The sequence below is a fragment of the Methylobacterium sp. FF17 genome (assembly GCF_025813715.1).
Taxonomy (GTDB): domain Bacteria; phylum Pseudomonadota; class Alphaproteobacteria; order Rhizobiales; family Beijerinckiaceae; genus Methylobacterium; species Methylobacterium flocculans.
In genome coordinates, this window is the sequence record NZ_CP107532.1 from 1,571,390 (window position 1) to 1,587,284 (window position 15,895).

16 protein-coding genes are annotated in these 15,895 nt (G+C 71.2%); 5 read left to right on the forward strand and 11 right to left on the reverse strand.

Annotated features, from left to right (window positions below):
• The first annotated feature begins 91 nt into the window (after positions 1–91).
• Positions 92–1,549 carry a cytochrome ubiquinol oxidase subunit I gene (locus tag OF380_RS07255; RefSeq protein ID WP_264050102.1) on the forward strand — a complete coding sequence of 486 codons (1,458 nt, stop codon included), beginning with the start codon at positions 92–94 and terminating at the stop codon, positions 1,547–1,549.
• A 42-nt stretch (positions 1,550–1,591) separates the two neighbouring features.
• Here the strand turns inward: OF380_RS07255 and OF380_RS07260 are convergent, their stop codons facing one another.
• The 8 genes from OF380_RS07260 to crcB all read right to left on the reverse strand — a co-directional run bounded on the left by OF380_RS07260 (position 1,592) and on the right by crcB (position 6,172).
• The gene (locus tag OF380_RS07260; RefSeq protein ID WP_264050103.1) at positions 1,592–2,272 is read right to left on the reverse strand and encodes a LuxR C-terminal-related transcriptional regulator; all 681 of its coding nucleotides are present in this window, start codon (positions 2,270–2,272) and stop codon (positions 1,592–1,594) included.
• A gap of 286 nt (positions 2,273–2,558) precedes the next feature.
• Positions 2,559–3,455, reverse strand: coding sequence for a diguanylate cyclase domain-containing protein (locus OF380_RS07265; protein ID WP_264050104.1), 897 nt, complete (start codon positions 3,453–3,455; stop codon positions 2,559–2,561).
• Positions 3,456–3,541: 86 nt separating this feature from the next.
• Positions 3,542–4,063 carry a hypothetical protein gene (locus OF380_RS07270; protein ID WP_264050105.1) on the reverse strand — a complete coding sequence of 174 codons (522 nt, stop codon included), beginning with the start codon at positions 4,061–4,063 and terminating at the stop codon, positions 3,542–3,544.
• A 224-nt stretch (positions 4,064–4,287) separates the two neighbouring features.
• Positions 4,288–4,521 carry a hypothetical protein gene (locus tag OF380_RS07275; protein ID WP_264050107.1) on the reverse strand — a complete coding sequence of 78 codons (234 nt, stop codon included), beginning with the start codon at positions 4,519–4,521 and terminating at the stop codon, positions 4,288–4,290.
• Between the two features lie 192 nt (positions 4,522–4,713).
• A complete protein-coding gene (locus OF380_RS07280; protein ID WP_264050108.1) occupies positions 4,714–4,872 on the reverse strand; it encodes a hypothetical protein in 159 nt (52 codons plus the stop codon).
• A gap of 98 nt (positions 4,873–4,970) precedes the next feature.
• The gene (locus OF380_RS07285) at positions 4,971–5,318 is read right to left on the reverse strand and encodes a hypothetical protein (protein WP_264050109.1); all 348 of its coding nucleotides are present in this window, start codon (positions 5,316–5,318) and stop codon (positions 4,971–4,973) included.
• On the reverse strand, positions 5,315–5,521 hold the full coding sequence (locus OF380_RS07290; protein ID WP_264050110.1) for a hypothetical protein: 207 nt from the start codon (positions 5,519–5,521) through the stop codon (positions 5,315–5,317). Before OF380_RS07290 ends, OF380_RS07285 begins: the two co-directional genes overlap by 4 nt.
• Positions 5,522–5,803: 282 nt before the next feature.
• Positions 5,804–6,172 carry a fluoride efflux transporter CrcB gene (gene crcB / locus OF380_RS07295; RefSeq protein ID WP_264050111.1) on the reverse strand — a complete coding sequence of 123 codons (369 nt, stop codon included), beginning with the start codon at positions 6,170–6,172 and terminating at the stop codon, positions 5,804–5,806.
• Positions 6,173–6,497: 325 nt separating this feature from the next.
• Here crcB and OF380_RS07300 point away from each other — a divergent pair, with 325 nt between their 5' ends.
• A complete protein-coding gene (locus OF380_RS07300) occupies positions 6,498–7,643 on the forward strand; it encodes a tlde1 domain-containing protein (protein WP_264050112.1) in 1,146 nt (381 codons plus the stop codon).
• 70 nt (positions 7,644–7,713) lie between these two features.
• Here the strand turns inward: OF380_RS07300 and OF380_RS07305 are convergent, their stop codons facing one another.
• The 3 genes from OF380_RS07305 to OF380_RS07315 are packed head-to-tail and all read right to left on the reverse strand — an operon-like array spanning position 7,714 to position 11,493.
• The gene (locus OF380_RS07305; protein WP_264050113.1) at positions 7,714–9,966 is read right to left on the reverse strand and encodes a xanthine dehydrogenase family protein molybdopterin-binding subunit; all 2,253 of its coding nucleotides are present in this window, start codon (positions 9,964–9,966) and stop codon (positions 7,714–7,716) included.
• Between the two features lie 10 nt (positions 9,967–9,976).
• Positions 9,977–10,990 (reverse strand): FAD binding domain-containing protein, encoded by a 1,014-nt coding sequence (locus tag OF380_RS07310; RefSeq protein ID WP_264050114.1) that lies wholly within the window; start codon positions 10,988–10,990, stop codon positions 9,977–9,979.
• Positions 10,987–11,493, reverse strand: coding sequence for a (2Fe-2S)-binding protein (locus tag OF380_RS07315; RefSeq protein WP_264050115.1), 507 nt, complete (start codon positions 11,491–11,493; stop codon positions 10,987–10,989). Before OF380_RS07315 ends, OF380_RS07310 begins: the two co-directional genes overlap by 4 nt.
• Before the next feature lie 329 nt (positions 11,494–11,822).
• On the opposite strand from OF380_RS07315, the gene OF380_RS07320 reads away from it, so the two are divergent.
• The 3 genes from OF380_RS07320 (at position 11,823) to OF380_RS07330 (ending at position 15,886) form a co-directional block, all read left to right on the forward strand.
• Positions 11,823–13,217, forward strand: a complete 1,395-nt coding sequence (locus OF380_RS07320) for a M20/M25/M40 family metallo-hydrolase (RefSeq protein ID WP_264050117.1) — start codon at positions 11,823–11,825, stop codon at positions 13,215–13,217.
• Between the two features lie 102 nt (positions 13,218–13,319).
• Complete coding sequence (locus OF380_RS07325) at positions 13,320–14,027, forward strand: hypothetical protein (protein ID WP_264050119.1); 708 nt, start codon at positions 13,320–13,322, stop codon at positions 14,025–14,027.
• A complete protein-coding gene (locus OF380_RS07330) occupies positions 14,024–15,886 on the forward strand; it encodes a glycosyltransferase (protein WP_264050120.1) in 1,863 nt (620 codons plus the stop codon). The genes OF380_RS07325 and OF380_RS07330 overlap by 4 nt, the downstream gene beginning before the upstream one ends.
• Positions 15,887–15,895 lie beyond the last annotated feature (9 nt).

Below are 15,895 nucleotides of genomic sequence, written 5' to 3' on the forward strand. Positions count from 1 at the left end.
CGGCGAACCGGATGCGGCTTTCGTGTCTTCACGCTATAGCTGTTCCAAGGTTTCCGCCTCCCGGAGACCGGACGTCGCCTGAGGATTCGCCATGGACGTCGACGCGCTGCTGCTCTCGCGCATCCAGTTCGGCTTCACCATGGCCTTCCACATCATCTTCCCCGCCTTCACCATCGGGCTCGCGAGCTTCCTCGCCCGGCTGGAGGGGCAGTGGCTCTGGACCGGCAACCCGATGTACCGGAACCTCTACCGGTTCTGGGTGAAGGTGTTCGCGGTCTCGTTCGGGCTCGGCGTCGTCTCCGGCATCGTGATGAGCTACCAGCTCGGCACCAACTGGTCGCGCTATTCCGACTTCACCGGCAACGTGCTGGGGCCGCTGATCCAGTACGAGGTCATCACCGCGTTCTTCCTGGAGGCGGGCTTCCTCGGGATCATGCTGTTCGGCTGGGACCGGGTCGGCGACCGGCTGCACTTCGTCTCCACCTGCATGGTGGCGATCGGCACGCTGATCTCGGCCTTCTGGATCCTGTCCGCCAATTCCTGGATGCAGACCCCGGACGGCTTCGTGGTCGAGAACGGGCGGGCGGTGGCCACCGATTGGTGGAAGGTGATCTTCAACCCGTCCTTCCCGATCCGCTACGCGCACATGGTGCTGGGCTGCTTCCTCACCACGGCCTTCGCGGTGGCGGGCATGTCCGCCTGGATGATCCTGCGCGGGCGCAAGGAGCCGCCGGCCAAGGTCGCGGGGGCCCGGATCTCGCTCTCGATGGCCCTGTGGTTCGCGGTGATCTTCACGCCGATCCAGATCTTCGTGGGCGACAGCCACGGCCTCGCGGTGCTCAAGCTGCAGCCGACCAAGCTCGCGGCGATCGAGGCGAACTGGGACCGGCAGGCCAACATGCCCCTGCTGCTCTTCGCGATCCCCAACATGGAAGCGGAGAAGAACGACTTCGAGATCGGCATCCCGCGGCTCGGCAGCTTCATCCTCACCCACGATTTCTCCGGGGTGGTTCCGGGCCTGAAGGACGTGCCGCGCGACCAGCGCCCGCCGGTCTGGCCGGTGTTCTATTCCTTCCGCATCATGGTCGCGATCGGCATGGCCATGCTGGGCCTGAGCCTGTGGAGCCTCGTCCTGCGCTGGCGCGGCACGCTCTACACCAACCGCTGGTTCCTCAACGCGGCGATGCTGATGACGCCCTCCGGCTTCGGCGCGGTGCTGTTCGGCTGGTTCACCGCCGAGATCGGACGCCAGCCCTACATCGTCTACGGGCAGCTGCGCACGGCGGACGCGCATTCGCCCCTGACGGTCAACGCGGTGACGACCTCGCTGATCGCCTTCCTGATCGCCTACGCGTTCATCTTCGGCTTCGGCAGCTACTACCTCGCCAAGCTCCTGCGCAAAGGCCCGGAACCCCTCGAGGAAGCCCTGCGCGGCGGCGGCGGTCAGCAGGGGGACGGCACGCAAGGCGGCGATTCACGGGGCGGCGATCTGGCTCAGCAGCCGAAGCGTCCCCTCTCGGCGGTCAAGGACGGTCTCAAGCCCGCCTGAGGACGGGACGGGCCCGCGTTCAGGGGAGCTTGCCGGCCCGGCTCAGTGCCGGGCCAGCATCTCGTTTCCCACCACGCGCCCGGCACGGGCACGCGGGCCGCCCTCGGCGCGGGCGGTCCCGGCATCGACCACGGGGCTGAGCCCGAGGTGGCGCGCCAGGGCGACGAGGTCCTTCAGACGTCCGGTCTGGGTCTTGCGGCGCAGGTTGAGCCTGTGGGTCTCGACGGTGCGCACGCTGAGGTTCAGGCGGCGGGCGACCTCCTTGTTGCTGAAGCCGGCGCTGAGGAAGCGCAGGATCTCGGCCTCGCGGGGGGTGAGGCCATCGGTGGCGGGAGCGTCGGCGACGGCGGGCTCCTGGGCCGGGCTGGCGGCCAGTCCCAGGATGGCGGCGCACACGTCGCGCGGGCTGGCGCTGCGGGCCACGAAGGCGTCGGCCCCCGCCTGGACCAGCCGGCTCAGCAGGTCGGCGCGCAGGCTCTCGAAGGCGACGAGGACGGCGAGACCGGGGTGACGCTCCTTGAGCGTCGCGAGGCGCGCGAGGCTCGCGGCGCCATCCGTCCCGAGGAAGACGAGGGCGACGCTGTTGGCCGGCGCGCCCTGCCCGCGCGAGACATCCGCCTCGCTCACGGTCTGCAGGCGCGGATCGTGTTCCAACTCGGCCCGAAAGGTCGCGTCGAGCCCGCACGGCTCATCGACGATCAAGACTCCGACGGCCTGGTCCATCCCGAAACTCCCCCAACTGTCCCGCCGCGAGACACCGCGCCGTTCTCTGGAGGGATCAGATCAAGTTTCGTTCCAAGGCTCAGCGCGCCGACATTCCGGCTGGATTGGGCTGGATTCAGGGTCTCAGTAGTCGAGCCGCGCCGGATCGCGCGATCATTTCACCGAACTTGCCGGATGTGGGACGAAGGCCCGTTCCACCACGGCACAGGTTGGCCGGCCGGTGAACCCTCGAATCGGGACGCCCCCGGACGCCGCGACCCCGTCGTCGCGCGCATCGGTCCGGGCTTCAGCCGGCGCGGGCCAGGACGAGGTCGGAGGCCGCGCTCACCACGCGGTTGCGCCCGGTGGTCTTGGCCTCGTAGAGGGCGATGTCGGCACGCTTGAGCAGGCCCTCGACGGTGTCGCCCTCCGTCCACTCGCTCACGCCGAAGCTGCAGGTGAGGCGGATCGGCACGCGGCCACCCCGGATGCGCAGGGCTTCCGTGGCGCGGCGCAGGCGGGTCGCCACCCCCTCGGCATCGGCGCCGGTCCGGTGCGGCAGCACGATCCCGAACTCCTCGCCCCCGAGGCGGCCGACGATGCCCTCCACGACGAGCTCGCGACAGACCGCCTGGATGGCGGCATCGCCAACATCGTGGCCGTACTCGTCGTTGATGCCCTTGAAGTGATCGATGTCGATGAGGATGGCCGACATGCGCCCGTGATCGCCGACGCGGTCGGCGGCGTCGCGGGATTTCTGGAGAAAGGCGCGCCGGTTGAGCAGCCCGGTGAGGGAATCCGTCTCGGCGAGGCGGATCAGTTCGCCCTGCATCGTGGTCAGGCGCTCGGCCGCCCGCAGGCGGGCATGCAGCTCCTCCGGTCCCGGCGGCTTCTCGATGAAGTCGTCGGCGCCGCTGTCGAGGGCCTCGGCGAGGTTTCGGGCATTGCGGGCGGAGGACATGGTGATGACGTAGAGGGGGCGGTTGGCTTCCGCCAGCAGCCGGGCCGACCAGCACAACTCGAGGCCGCCCAGGGGCCGGACCTCGAGGCTCGTGATCAGAACCCGGACCGAGGCGGTGTTCTCGACATAGTCGAGGGCCTCGGCCGAGTCGGTGAAGGCCGTCACCGTGTGACCGTTCGGCTCGAGCAGCGCCGCGATCATCTTGAGAACGACGCGGCTGGTGTCGACGAGAACGATATGCATGGACCGCCCGAGCAGTTTTAACCTTCACGTCGGACGAAAATCGCACCAACAGATTAAGGGCGTCTCAAGACGGCGCGGGCCGTGCCTCAGCGCAGGGTCGCCTGGCGCTGGGGAACCCCGACCCTGACGACGCGGGCGCCGCCGGCCTGCTCCGAGAGGACGCGGGCGCCGCCCGCCTGCGCCGGGGCCGCCGGGGCGGCCTCGCGTGCGCGCGACCAGCGCACGTCGCGGCTCCGGGACAGGATGCGTGGTCGCGCCAGACGACGTGCGGGAGCGAGCGTCCGGGTCGCGCGCGCCGGCGGGGTCTCGATGACGTAGACCGTCGGGATGCCGGCCGGGGCGCTGCGGATACCCGCCACCGTCGGGATGCCGTAGGTGCCGTAGCCCCAGGCGCTCGGAACCAGTTCGCTGGGCCGGGGCACGCGCGTGAAGGGCGCGCCGACATACGCGCCGTGGATCAGGGGGCCCGCATAGCCGTCGGCGTCGCCCTCGAAGACGGGCTGCGCCTGGGCCGCCCCGGCGAGGCCCGCGATCAGGGCGAGGCTCAGGGCGACGCAGCCGCGGAGCGGATGCGAGGCACGAAACGATCTTGTCGCGGGAAAGGCCATGCGGGGCTGAACTCCGGCTGGGGTCGAACCCTGTGAACCGGGGCTCGGCTCCGTCGTTCCAGAAACCGCGCCGGATTCCAGCGTCGAAGACTGCTTAGGGCCGTTCGGGCATCCACCTCGGCGGGCCCTGCGCCGCCTGCACTTGGCGGAAGCCACACATGACAAACCCTGCCTCGCGGCAGGGTCGGTCGACCTTGTTCGGGTCTTGAAGGTGCACCCGCGCCTCAGCGGCAGGTGGTGACCCGGCGCACGATCCAGCCTTCGCCCTCGACCCAGAGCCGCCGGCGCGCACGGCTGCAAGTGGTCGCGTCGTCCTCGGCTTCCGTCACCGCCGCCACCGGCGTCACCGCCGGGGTCGGCTCGGACACCTTGCCGGGAGCCGGAGCCGCCTCGGCGCCGCCGAGGCCGATCAGAAGAAAGGCGCCCGCGAGCGCGGACGCGTGACGTGCTTTCGCCATCTGAAACAAGTTCCCGCTCGCACATCCGTCGCCGGACGTGCCCTCAACGTTGTCTGGATTGCGCAACGGCGAGCGTTGCTGTCTGGACAGTTAAGTCGCGGGACGCGCGAAGGGTTGCAGGTCGGGTGCCCGCAACATCAGAAAACCTTGCACAAAACCTTGATGGTGGCGGGACCGCGCTGCGCCCCGACCTCAGGGGGTCGCGGTGACGCTGAGCATCGGCAGCGTCACCGCCATCTGCATCACCGCCGGCTGAGGCGCCGCACGGTCGGAGAACACGAAGGCCCCGAGCCCGAGGGCGAGGCTGAACGCGAGCAGGGACGTCTCGATGCCGCGATAGAACCCGTCCATCTCATCACTCCCGGCCCGGTGGACGCGGCCGGTCCTGCGGCGCGCGTCCTCATGATCCGCCCGGGAGTGTGAGGGAATCGTAACCGCCGGCGCGCGTTTCAGGCGCTGCCGAGGACCGCCATCCGGGCGAGGTCCGGCTCGGGCGGCTGCATCAGGGCGGCGGCCAGGTTGGCCTCCAGCACGATGAGGTCGCAATCGGGATCCGGCTCCCAGCCGCAGCGGCAGCCGTTGGGCCCCTCATGCGCCTGGGCCACCTGCCGGTAGAGGGACCCGACCACGCGGGCGGCCACCTCCAGCGCCGCCATGGCCGGCAGCGGCGCCCGGTTCAGGCTCTGCCAGAAGGCCCGGCGCAGGGCCTCGTCGAGCTGGCCCTCGGGGGAGGACGTCTCGTGGCAGGAGGGGGTGGAATGCGCGGCGGAAGCGTCGCGGCGGTCGTGGATGCTCATGCCCGCTCTCCAGCCCGGTCGCCCGGGCCCGCGCCCAGGCGCTCACGCCAATGGGCGGGAACGAGGGACGGTTCGGCCTCCGGCATGCCGGCCAGCGCGTCGATGAAATCCGTCAGCCGGTGCAGGCGCAGGTCGACGGCGGAGCCGTCCCACCATGCGATCCGCACGCAACCGCGCACCCAATCCAGCGTGCGTTCCATCATGCCGCCCTCCGAAAACCGTCCCTCGGCCCCGTGAGGAGAGTGTTTGAAAGGTTATCCCCTGCTTGGCAAGCAGTATCCGAAACATTGGAACAGATGTAATTTCGCGTTCTGGCAGAAACGCGCTGCATTCGATTTGGAAGAATTCCACTGTTGTCGAAAAAGACCAGGATCCGGGCCGGGTTATCGCCGGGCCTCAGCCCGCGGGCGGGCGCTCGGGCGCGATCGGGGTCGCCGAGAGGGCCGCGGTCAGGATCCCGAATCCCGGCCCTCCCCCGGCGGACGTCAGAGGACGATCCGCATCAGCATCAGACCCATGAGCAGGCCGGCGAGCCCCAGCACCACCGAGCCGAGGATGTAGATCAGCGCCGCTCCGACCTCGCCCCGCTCGAGGAGGAGGACGCCCTCGAGGGCGTAGGACGAGAAGGTGGTGAAGCCCCCGAGCAGGCCGGTGGCGAGGAACAGGCGCACGGGCTGGCTTCCGCCGCGCATGGCGTACCAGCCGGCGAGCACGCCCATCAGGATCGATCCGAGGATGTTGATGCCCATCGTGCCGTAGGGAAAGGTCGCGCCGTAGCGCAGGGCCGCGAGCCCGACGCCGTGCCGGGCCATGCCGCCGAGCCCGGCCCCGAGGAAGACGATGAGGAATCCCATCCCGCGACGTTCTCCCTGCCCCCGATACGGCGAGCGCTGACGCCCGAAACCCACAGGGGTTCGCCCGGCGGGAAAGACCATCCGCCGTGCCAGACCCCGGGGCCGTGGCAATCCGGGTATTACCGGGATGGTTGGAGGGTTTGTCAAAAAGATGCGGCGCGATTTAGCGGGAATTAACCAAGTTCAGGCTGAATCAGGGAAGTTAAGGTTGACGTTCTCTTAACGGGCACCTTCGGCCATTCGGAGCCTGCGCTTCACCTCTCCTTGAGGCGCGTGCAACCGGACCGGTGCCTGGGCGGGAACCGCGTATCCGAGTACCGCCCGCATGAACGACGCCGTGTTCCCATCCGGTCGCCGCCTCCGCCGCCGTCGCCCGCCGCGCGGGCAGGTTCTGCTCCGGACCTCCGCCGTGGCGCTCCTCTGCGCCGTCTTCCCGCAGCTGGCCGGGCCGGACGGGACCGTCCCCGGCGGACCGGGCCACGCCATCCGGGCTGCGGCCGTGCCCGGCCCCCAAGTTCCGGCCACGCCCGGCCCCCAGCTTCCGGCCGCGCCCGGCCCCCATGCCTGGATGCTCGACCCGACCCCGGCTCTCGGCACGGCGGCGCGCGGGCTCGGACAGGCCGTGCCGCTCAGCGCCGCCCTGGTACGTCCCCTGGCGCCCGCCATCACCCCGCCGACGACCCTGGCCGTCGTCACACCGCCGCGCGCCGAGCCGGGCCCGCGCATGACCGTCCCGGAGCGGGTCGCCCAGCGCATCCCCCTGCCCGTCCCGCGCCCGGCCGGCCTCGTGGCCCAGGCCGAGTCGCCGCGCCTCGCCCTGCGCGCGGCCCCGGCCCTGCGCTCGCTGGCGGCGCGGCGCACGCAGACGGCCCGGGTCGAGGCCGCGGCGGAGGCCGAGCGTTCCTTCTTCGACACGGTGTTCGGCGCACGCCCCGAGCCGGAGCCGGCGGCCCCGCGCACCACCCTCGCCTACGCCTCGGCGGATCCGAGCCTCGATCCGGGCCCGCGCCGGGCGCTGGAGCGCGCGCCGGCCGTGGGCGCCGGAACGGCCGTCTACGACATCACCGCCCAGACCGTGACCCTGCCGAGCGGCGAGCGCCTCGAAGCCCATTCCGGGCTCGGCGAGGCCCAGGACAATCCGCGCCACGTCCACCGCCGGATGCGCGGAGCGACGCCGCCGGGCACCTACGACCTGACCGAGCGCGAGGCCCTGTTCCACGGGGTGCGGGCGATCCGGCTCAACCCGGTGGGCGGCAGCGCCGCGATCCACGGCCGCGACGGCATCCTGGCGCACACCTACATGCTCGGCCCGAGCGGCGCCTCGAACGGCTGCGTGGTGTTCAGGGAGTATCCCCGCTTCCTGCAGGCGTTCCTGCGCGGGGAGGTCCGGCGCCTCGTCGTCGTGGCGGGCGGGCGCGGCGATGCCGGCCCGAGCTTCGCCGAGAACCTGTTCGGCCGCGCCACGCGCTGAGGGACGAACGCACGAGAGCCGCGCGCCCGGGGCGCGCGGCTCTCGCATGTCGAAGGTCAGAGCGTCGAACTCAGCCGATGATTTTGTCGATGGTGATCGGCAGGTCGCGGATGCGCTTGCCGGTGGCGTGGAAGACCGCGTTGGCCACCGCCGCCGCCGTGCCGACGATGCCGATCTCGCCCAGGCCCTTCACGCCCATCGGATTGGCCTTGTCCTCCTCGTCCACGAAGATCACCTCGATGTCGTGGATGTCGGCATGCACGGGCACGTGATACTCGCCGAGATTGTGGTTCATGAACCGGCCGATGGTGTGGTCGAGCATCGACTCCTCCTCCAGGGCCGAGCCGATGCCCATCACGACGCCGCCGAGGATCTGGCTGCGGGCCGTCTTGGTGTTGAGGATCTTGCCCGCCGCGATCGCCGAGACGATGCGGGTGACGCGCACCACCCCGAGTTCCTCGTCGACCTTCACCTCGGCGAAGATCGCCGAATGCGTGTAGCCGGCAAACTCCTGGGAGTGGTTGGAATCGGGTCCGGCCGAGCCCGTGGCCTCGATCCGGTCCATCCCGGCCTTCTGCATCACCTCGGAGATGGCGATGCTGCGGGCGGAGTCGCCCGCCACCGAGATGCGGCCTTGCCCGAACACCGCGCGCTCGAAATCCACGTTGGCGAGGGGCGAATCGTCGAGGCCGCGCGCCAGGGTGAAGACCTGCGCGGCGATCTCGCGGCACGCCTTCATCACCGCCGTGCCGGAGGAGGCCGCCGTCCACGAGCCGCCGGCGATGGGCGCGTCGGCGAGCTTCGAGTCGCCGAGCTTCGTCGTCACGTCCTCGATCCTGAGGCCCAGGGCATCCGCCGCGATCTGCGTCAGGATGGTGTAGGTGCCGGTGCCGATGTCGCCGGTCTGGTTGCCGACCAAGAGCTTGCCGTCGGCGGTGAGCGTCGCCTGGGCGCTCGACTGCTGCATCAGGGCCTCCCAGATGCCGGTGGCCATGCCCCAGCCGACGAGTTCGCGGCCTTGCCTCATGGAGCGCGGCTCCGGGTTGCGGGCCGACCAGCCGAAGCGCTCGGCCCCCTGCGAGTAGGCGGCCCGCAGGGACTTGGAGCTGAACGGCTTGTCCTGCGTCAGGTCCTTCTCGGCGTAGTTCTTCAGGCGCAGGTCGATCGGGTCCTGCCCGGTCGCGTGGGCGAGTTCGTCCATCGCGATCTCGAGGGCGAACACGCCCGTGACCGCGCCGGGGGCCCGCATGTCGGAGGGCGTGTAGGTGTCGATCTTGGCGAGCCGGTAATCGAGCGCGACGTTCGGGCAGTCGTAGAGGATGCCCGACCAGTTCACGACGACCTCCTGGTAATCCTCGAAATGCGAGGTTCCGGAGATCGCCTCGTGGCGGACGGAGTGCAGGTCGCCGTCCGGGCCGGCACCCAGCGCGATGGTCTGGTGCACGTCGGGGCGGTAGCCGAAGGTGAACATCTGGTCGCGGGTCAGGGTCACCCGCACCGAGCGCTCCAGCTCGCGCGCCGCCATCACGGCGAGGAAGAGCTGGTATTGCGGGCGCAGCCCCGAGCCGAAGCCGCCGCCGAGATACGGGTTGAGGACGTGGACGTCGTCTTTCTTCATCCCGAACACGCCGGTGATGTAGCCGAGGCTGTTCGAGACGCCCTGGATCTTGTCGTAGACCGTGAGCTTGCCGCCACCTTCCCAGACCACGGTCGAGGCGTGGGGCTCCATCGGGTTATGGTGCTCGGCCGCCATGTGGTAGCGGTTGGTGAGCTGGACCGGGGCGGCCGCGTAGGCGCCGGCGGCATCGCCCCAGGGCTCCGGCGGAGGCTTGATGCCGGCGCGCTTCTTCGGCGGCACGTATGCCGTGTCCTCCAGGGTCCGCACATCGGTGGTCGGCGCATCGGCCTCGTAGGTCAGCTTGACCAGGGAGGCGGCGTGGCGCGCCGTGTCGAAATCCTCCGCCACCACCAGGGCCACGGGCTGGCCGCTGTAATGGATCCGGTCGTCGTAGAGCGGCCGGAAGGGCGAGCCGGGGGGCGCGACCTGATCCTGGTAATTGTAGTCGAGCCAGGCCGTGCGCGGCCGGTTCTCGTGGGTGAAGACCTTGAGGACGCCCGGCACCGCCTCGGCGGCCGCCGTGTCGATCGACAGGATGCGCCCGCGCGCGATGCCGCTCGAGACCACGTAGCCGTGGGTCAGGTCGGGGGCGGCGAACTCGCCCGCGTACTTCGCCTGGCCCGTGACCTTGGCGGGGCCGTCGACGCGGCTCAGCGCCGTGCCCACGTAGGTGTCGGTGCCCGAGAGACTGATGGTGTTGGCCATGGGGGTTCCTTCAGGCGATGCGCTTGTCGGTCTGCGACTGGGGCGTGCCAGCGGCAGCCTGGGCGAGGCCGCGGATGATGGCGCGCCGCGCGAGCTCGATCTTGAAGCCGTTCTCGGACTGGGGTTGTGCCTCGGCCACGACGATATCGGCGGCCGCCGCGAAGGTCTCCCGCGTGGCGGGCTTGCCGACGAGGAAGGCCTCGGCCTGCGCATTGCGCCAGGGCTTGTGGGCGACGCCGCCGAGCGCGAAGCGGGCGGTCCGGATGGTGTCGCCGTCGAGCCGCATCACCGCCGCCACCGAGACCAGCGCGAAGGCATAGGAGAGCCGGTCGCGCAGCTTCAGGTAGGTGTTGTGCGCGCCGAAATCCTCGTCGGGCAGATCGACCGAGAGTACGATCTCGTCGGGGCTCAGGGTGGTGTCCCGCTCGGGCGCATCGCCCGGCAGCCGGTGGAAGTCGGCGAACGGGATGGCGCGCTCGCCCGCCGGACCCGTGACGCGGACCGTCGCCTCCAGGGCGGCGAGCGCCACGCACATGTCGGACGGGTGGGTGGCGATGCAGGACGGGCTCGTCCCGAAGATCGCGTGGATGCGGTTGACCCCGCCGATGGCGGCGCAGCCGGAGCCGGGCTCGCGCTTGTTGCAGGGCGTGGCGTCGTCGTAGAAATAGTAGCAGCGGGTGCGCTGGAGCAGGTTGCCGCCGGTGGTGGCGGCGTTGCGCAGTTGCCCCGAGGCCCCGGCCAGGATCGCACTCGACAGGAGCGGATAGCGCGCCGTCACCCGCGCGTCGTAGGCCACCGTGGAATTCGTCACCAGGGCGCCGAGGCTGAGGCCGCCGTCGCGTTCCTCGATCCGGTCGAGGGGCAGGCGGGTGATGTCGACGAGGCGCTCGGGGCGCTCGACATTGTACTTCATCAGGTCGACGAGGTTGGTGCCGCCCGCGATGAAGCGGGCGTTGGCGCCCGAGGCGACGGCGCGCACGGCCTCGTCCACGGTGGTCGGGCGGACGTAGTCGAAGCGGTTCATCGGCCGGCTCCCGCGTGCATCACGTCCTCGATGGCGTCGACGATGTTGGTGTAGGCGCCGCAGCGGCAGATGTTGCCGCTCATCGCCTCGCGGATCTCTTCCCGCGAATGGGCGTGGCCCTCGGACAGCATGCCGACCGCCGAGCAGATCTGGCCTGGGGTGCAGTAGCCGCACTGGAAGGCGTCGTGCTCCACGAAGGCGGCCTGGAGCGGGTGCATGCCATCCGCGCCGGCCAGCCCCTCGACGGTGGTGATGCTGGCCCCGTCCTTCATCACCGCGAGCGTCAGGCAGGAATTGATGCGGGTGCCGTTCACCAGCACCGTGCAGGCGCCGCACTGGCCGTGGTCGCAGCCCTTCTTGGTGCCGGTGAGGTCGAGGTCCTCACGCAGCAGGTCGAGGAGCGTGGTCCAGGGCGCGACCTGGAGCGCACGGGTCTCGCCATTGATGGTCAGGCTGATGCCGATGGTGTTCGCCGCATCCGGCGAACCGCTTTCGATGAGCATGGCGGTATCCGTGGCTTTCCGGGTCGCGCGCGGCGCGACGGCGTTGGTTTTCGAGGCGGGGCGCAAGGGGCGTGGCGGGGAAAAACTTCCGCCCCCGGCCGGTCCACTCGATAACAGTTCCAAAAAGCTGGTGTTCCCGCTGAGGGTGCAGGCACCGGAACACGAGGCCGTTCGCGGATGCACGCGGCGGGACCCGCGCGCCGTCCCGGTTCCTGGCCGGGCGATGCCTCTCGGGCAGGCGGTTGCTTGCCAACGCTGGCTTGCGGACGGTTGCTTGCCGCCCGGCGCTTGCGCTAACCCGATACGCCCGCCCTCACCCAGGACGCCCGATGACCGCGCTCGCCCCCGTTCTCAACGACATCGACCGCGACCTCGACAACGCCCTGGAGCGGCTCTTCGCCTTCCTGCGCATCCCCTCGATCTCGACCGATCCGGCCTTCGCGCCCCAGTGCCGCGTGGCCGCCGAATGGCTGGAGGGCACCCTGACGGCGCTCGGTTTCGAGACGGCGATCCACGAGACCTCGCTGCACCCGGTGGTGCTGGCCCATGCCCCCAAGCCCGGCACCCCGCACGTGCTGTTCTACGGGCATTACGACGTGCAGCCGGTGGACCCGCTGAATCTCTGGGAGACGCCGCCCTTCGAGCCGCGCCTCGCGCTGAACGCCAAGGGCGAGCGGAAGATTGTCGGGCGCGGCGCCTCGGACGACAAGGGCCAGGTGATGACCTTCATCGAGGCCTGCCGGGCCTTCAAGGCGATGGAGGGCGAATTGCCCTGCGGCGTCACCATCCTGATCGAGGGGGCGGAGGAGAACGGCTCGCAGGGGCTGCCCGAATGGGTCGCGGCCAACCGCGAGAAACTCGCCGCCAACATCGTGCTCGTCTGCGACACCAGCATGTGGAACCCGACCACCCCGGCGATCACCACCTCGCTGCGGGGGCTGGCCTATTTCGAGGTCAAGGTGACCTGCGCCGACCGCGACCTGCATTCGGGCTTCTTCGGCGGTGCCGCGCGCAACCCGATCCACGTCCTGTCGAAGATCATCGCCGACCTGCACGATGCCGACGGCCGGGTGGCGCTGCCGGGCTTCTACGAGGGCGTGCGCGAGACGCCGCCGGAGGTGCTGGAGCAGTGGCGCGGCCTCGACTTCACGGCGGAGACGTTCCTCGGTCCCATCGGCCTGTCGGAGCCGGCCGGCGAGCGCGGCCGCATGCTCATCGAGCTGATCCAGTCGCGCCCCGCCTGCGACGTCAACGGCATCATCGGCGGCTATACCGGCGAGGGCACCAAGACGGTGATCGCCGGCCAGGCCAGCGCCAAGGTCTCGTTCCGCCTCGTGGACGATCAGGACCCCGAGCAGCTCGCAAAGACCTTCGAGGCCTTCGTGCGCGAAAGAATCCCCGCCGACTGCTCGGTGGAGGTGATCTGCTACAAGGGCAGCCGCGCCATCAGCCTGCCCTTCGACATGCCGGAACTCGAGACCGCCCGCGCGGCGCTGGCCGAGGAATGGGGCGTGCCGGCCGTGACCATCGGGGCCGGTGGCTCGATCCCGATCGTCGGTGACTTCAAACGGCTCCTCGACCGCAACACGCTCCTCATCGGCTTCGGCCTCGACGATGACCGCATCCATTCGCCCAACGAGAAGTACGACCTCACGAGCTTCCACAAGGGCACCCGCTCCTGGGCCCGCATCCTGGCGGCGTTCGGGGCGCAGCGGGCCGGCTGACCGCCCCTCGTCCCACGCGGTCCCGTGAGCGGGGCCGCCCCGACCGCCCGTCCCCGCGCCAAGACAGTCCCCGCGCCAAGCTCGTCCCCGCGCAAAGGCCGTATGACAGACATCCCTGAAGCGCACGCTCCGATCGCGGCCCGCCTGTTCGCGGCCGGCCACGGCGTGCTGGTCTGCCGCTATCCGGTGGCCAGCGACCTGCCGATCCCCCTGGGGATCGCCGCGCCGGGCGGCGTGCGCCTGCTGACCTGGGCGTTCACCGGCTTCGGGGCGGCCGATCCCGACCCCGCCGGCCTCCTCGTCCTGCACGATCCCGAGGATCGCCTCGCGCAGGGCGGGACGCTGATCCTGGAGACGCATTTTCGCGATTCCGCCCTGGCCTGCCCCCGCCCCCGCCCCGTCGTAGACCTGACGGCGCCGGAGCGCGCCGCCCTCGGGGGCGCGGTGCTGGCGGCGGTGACGCCCGGCACCCTCGATGCCCTGGCGACGCTGTTCCCCCTGCTGGCCCCGCCGATCGCGGAGGCGCCGGTGCCGGACTCGGCCCCGCGCCTCACCCTGGCGCGGGACAGCGACGCCCAGGCCACCCTCACCGGATCCACGGTGCCGAACTACCTGCTGGTGCGGGCCGGGACCACCTGGAGCTGCACCCGCGTGGCGCGGGCCGAGCTGCGCTTCGGTCCGGCGCCGGAGATGACCCTCGCCCTGGCGCCCGCCTGGGGCCGCCCGCGCGACGGTGCCGTGCACGCCGCCCTCCTCCTCGAGACCGGCGGCCTTCGCGCTTCCGCCCTGCGCGCGGGGACCCGCCGATGAGCCGGCCCGCGATCCTCGTGGTCGCGCCGATGCCGGCCTTCCCCACCAGCGCCGGCAATCGCCGCCGGCTGCTCGCCACCTGCGCCGCCCTCCAGCGCGGGGGCTTCGCGGTCGATCTCGCCACCTACGCGCACGAGGACCAGATCTACCGGCGCCACGGCCAGCACCCGCCCGTTGACGAGGCCGCGGCGGCGGCCCTGTTCCGCCACACCTTCCGGATCGAGCCGCCCGCCGCCATCCCGCTCACCACCCCGGCCCGCTGCTTCGGCATCGACGACTGGTGCCCGGACGCGGTGGGGGATTTCGTCGCCTGGTACGGGCGCGCCTACCCCGAGACCCGCGCGATCCTGGTGAACTACGTGTTCCTGTCGCGCGCCCTCGACGCGGCGCCGCCCGGCACCCTGAAGCTCATCGACACCCACGACCGCTTCGCCGACCGGCAGCACCAGTACCGCCCGTTCCGGGCCGCGCCGAACTTCTTCTACACCGACCGGGCCGGCGAGGCGGCGGGTCTCGCCCGGGCCGACATCGTCCTGGCGATCCAGTCGGAGGAGGCGGCGTATTTCCGCGGCCTCACCGACCGACGCGTCCACCTGCTGCCGCCGCGCTTTCCCGCGCATCGCCCCTTCGCGGCCCCGGCGCGGCTCGCCCGCATCGGCTTCATCGGCCACGGCAACGACCCGAACCGGGTCTCGATCACCCGGTTCGCCGCCGCCTGGGCCGAGGACTGGACGCCGGACCGGCCCGAACTCGTGATCGCGGGCGAGCTCTGCGCCAGCCTCGGGAACGCGGCCGGCCCGGGCGTCAGGCTCGCCGGCTACCTGCCCCGGCTGGAGGACTTCTACGACGGGGTCGATCTCGTGGTCGCGCCGATGCTGATGGGCAGCGGCCTGAAGATGAAGGTCGCCGAGGCGCTGTCCTTCGGAAAGCCGGTGGTGGGCACGGCGCTGGGCTTCGAGGGGTTCGACCCCGTCGTCCCGGCCCATCGCGCCGCCACGGTCACGCAGGTGAAGGCGCAGGTGCTGGCCCTCGCGGCCGATCCCGAGGCCCTCGCGCGCCTGACCCGGGCCTGCGCCGACCTCTTCTCCGCCTACGACGCGCGGGCCGAGGCCGCGGATGCCGACCTGCTCGCGCTGATCCGCGCGCGGACCGGAGATCCCGCGTCCGCCGATCCCCGCGCCGAGGCGGCCCCGCCCGCCGAAATCTCCTCGGACACCATCACCCTCGCGGGCGGCACCCTGACCTGCGAGACCTCGCTGCTCTCGAACCTGAGCGCGGATCCCGATCTCGGCCGCCTCGTCGCGACGGAGCGCGGGCCACCGCCGGGCGCCGGACCCTATTCGCCCCTGCGGCGGCGCTGGTTCGCCAAGGCCGGTCGCGGCCGAAGCGGGACGCTCCCCGAGACGGGCCTGGCCGGGCTTGATCTGGCGCTCGCGCCCGAATGGGTGCGCGACCCGCGCCTGTCCGCCGCCTTCCGCGCCGAACTGGCGACGCACCTGTCCGGCATCGCGGCGGATTGGGAGGCGCGGGCGCACCGTGTCGGGTTCACCGGGACCGGGGCGATCCTCGCCCTGTCGCTGCCGCGCCATCTCGCGACGGGGCGGCATCCGTGCGCCGCCTTCCTCGCCGGGCCGCCGGGCCGGGCGCTCACCCTGGAGCGGGTCGCGCTCCTGAACGCCGCCCCGGCCCTGGCCTACGCGACCCGGCGTGCCGACCTGCCCGCCGCCCCGGCCTGCCTCACGCTCGCGGGCCTCGGCGCGCAGGACGGGCCGGCCACGATCCTGCTCCTGCACGACGACCTCGTCGGCCGGATCACGCTGGCCCCCGAGGCGCCGCCGTGGAAGGACCACCTGCCATGAACCGCCTGC

Bases quoted from the DNA above. Each gene is read 5' to 3' on its own strand.
- OF380_RS07255 (WP_264050102.1), top strand. From the start codon at position 92: ATGGACGTCGACGCGCTGCTGCTCTCGCGCATCCAGTTCGGCTTCACC.
- OF380_RS07260 (WP_264050103.1), bottom strand. From the start codon at position 2,272: ATGGACCAGGCCGTCGGAGTCTTGATCGTCGATGAGCCGTGCGGGCTC.
- OF380_RS07265 (WP_264050104.1), bottom strand. From the start codon at position 3,455: ATGCATATCGTTCTCGTCGACACCAGCCGCGTCGTTCTCAAGATGATC.
- OF380_RS07270 (WP_264050105.1), bottom strand. From the start codon at position 4,063: ATGGCCTTTCCCGCGACAAGATCGTTTCGTGCCTCGCATCCGCTCCGC.
- OF380_RS07275 (WP_264050107.1), bottom strand. From the start codon at position 4,521: ATGGCGAAAGCACGTCACGCGTCCGCGCTCGCGGGCGCCTTTCTTCTG.
- OF380_RS07280 (WP_264050108.1), bottom strand. From the start codon at position 4,872: ATGGACGGGTTCTATCGCGGCATCGAGACGTCCCTGCTCGCGTTCAGC.
- OF380_RS07285 (WP_264050109.1), bottom strand. From the start codon at position 5,318: ATGAGCATCCACGACCGCCGCGACGCTTCCGCCGCGCATTCCACCCCC.
- OF380_RS07290 (WP_264050110.1), bottom strand. From the start codon at position 5,521: ATGATGGAACGCACGCTGGATTGGGTGCGCGGTTGCGTGCGGATCGCA.
- crcB (WP_264050111.1), bottom strand. From the start codon at position 6,172: ATGGGATTCCTCATCGTCTTCCTCGGGGCCGGGCTCGGCGGCATGGCC.
- OF380_RS07300 (WP_264050112.1), top strand. From the start codon at position 6,498: ATGAACGACGCCGTGTTCCCATCCGGTCGCCGCCTCCGCCGCCGTCGC.
- OF380_RS07305 (WP_264050113.1), bottom strand. From the start codon at position 9,966: ATGGCCAACACCATCAGTCTCTCGGGCACCGACACCTACGTGGGCACG.
- OF380_RS07310 (WP_264050114.1), bottom strand. From the start codon at position 10,990: ATGAACCGCTTCGACTACGTCCGCCCGACCACCGTGGACGAGGCCGTG.
- OF380_RS07315 (WP_264050115.1), bottom strand. From the start codon at position 11,493: ATGCTCATCGAAAGCGGTTCGCCGGATGCGGCGAACACCATCGGCATC.
- OF380_RS07320 (WP_264050117.1), top strand. From the start codon at position 11,823: ATGACCGCGCTCGCCCCCGTTCTCAACGACATCGACCGCGACCTCGAC.
- OF380_RS07325 (WP_264050119.1), top strand. From the start codon at position 13,320: ATGACAGACATCCCTGAAGCGCACGCTCCGATCGCGGCCCGCCTGTTC.
- OF380_RS07330 (WP_264050120.1), top strand. From the start codon at position 14,024: ATGAGCCGGCCCGCGATCCTCGTGGTCGCGCCGATGCCGGCCTTCCCC.